Source organism: Vibrio sp. 1249-1 (assembly GCF_033340495.1).
This window is the reverse complement of record NZ_JAWOWJ010000060.1, coordinates 1-1,391: the sequence shown is the minus strand read 5'-3', so window position 1 is coordinate 1,391 and position 1,391 is coordinate 1. Positions and strand designations below refer to the sequence as shown.

Here is a 1,391-nt window from a genome sequence, read left to right as displayed (position 1 = left end):
GTTGTGAAGAAAATCAATGAAGGTTTGTTTCAATGTTTCGAAGTCACCACCGTAGGTATCCATGTGGTCAGCTTCGATGTTGGTAACGATGCTCACCATAGGTTGCAGGTGCAAGAAAGAGGCGTCGCTCTCATCCGCTTCTGCAATCAGAATACGGCTAGAGCCCAAGCGCGCATTTGTGCCCGCGCTCTTTACTAGACCGCCGTTTACAAACGTTGGATCAAGGCCTGCTTCGGAATAGATTTGTGTGACTAGTGCTGTGGTGGTGGTTTTACCATGTGTGCCCGCAACAGCGATACCATGACGGAATCGCATCAGTTCAGCCAGCATTTCTGCTCGGCGAACAATAGGAATACGCAATTCACGAGCCGCCATGACTTCAGGGTTTTCTTCGTTAATCGCGGTGGAAACGACTACCACACTAGCCTTTTCGACATTACTTGCTTGGTGACCAATAAATACGGTTGCCCCTTTCGACACTAAGCGCTCGGTTACTGGGTTTTCAGACAAGTCTGAACCCGTGATTTCATAACCTTCGTTTAGAAGAACTTCAGCAATGCCGCTCATGCCCGCACCACCGATACCGATGAAGTGGATGCATTTCACGCGACGCATTTCTGGTACCATAGCGCGAATCTGAGCTAAGTCTTGTGTATGTTGGATAGTCATTAATTCGATTCTCAATGATTCGTTAACGCTTTTCGGTCAAAGCGACAATGGCTTGTGCGACAACTTTGTCAGCATCTAATTTTGCGGCACTGCGTGCCTTTTGAGCCATTGAAAGTAAAGCTTGGCGATCCAATTGTTGGATCTGTTGAGTCAAAGACTCCACGGTTAAATCAGGTTGTTCAATCATCTTCGCAGCACCGCATTCCACTAAGTGGTCGGCATTCAGTGCCTGTTGACGGTCTTTATGCATGAACGGGATAAAAATCGCGCCTACACCTGCTGCTAAGACTTCAGATACCGTCAATGCGCCAGAACGGCACACTAGCAGATCTGCCCACGCATACGCTTGTGCAACATCATCGATAAACTCGGTCACTTCTGCATTAGCAACATTGTTCGCTTGATAAGCGGCTTGCACTTCTTGCGCTGCGCCTTTACCTGCTTGATGACGAATACAGTAGTCTTGTCCCAAGTTTGCCATCACCGCTGGCAATGTTTGATTAAGAATACGCGCCCCTTGGCTGCCGCCCATAACAAGAATACGAATTGGTCCTTCTCTCTCTTGCATACGTTGAGCGGGCTCATCCAACTGCGTTACGTCTTCACGTACTGGGTTACCGACAACCGCCGCAGAAGGAAATGCGCCGGGAAACGCTTGAAAGACTTTCTTAGCGATCTTTGATAGCCATTGATTTGTTAAACCTGCAACCGCGTTTTGTTCG

2 protein-coding genes are annotated in these 1,391 nt (G+C 48.3%); both read right to left on the bottom strand.

The features are described from left to right. Window positions 1-669: UDP-N-acetylmuramate--L-alanine ligase (locus R7Z50_RS24200; RefSeq protein ID WP_318149311.1), on the bottom strand; the 669-nt coding region annotated here is incomplete at its 3' end. Window positions 670-691: 22 nt separating this feature from the next. Further along, the coding region (locus tag R7Z50_RS24195) for a UDP-N-acetylglucosamine--N-acetylmuramyl-(pentapeptide) pyrophosphoryl-undecaprenol N-acetylglucosamine transferase (protein ID WP_318149310.1) at window positions 692-1,391 on the bottom strand (700 nt) is incomplete at its 5' end.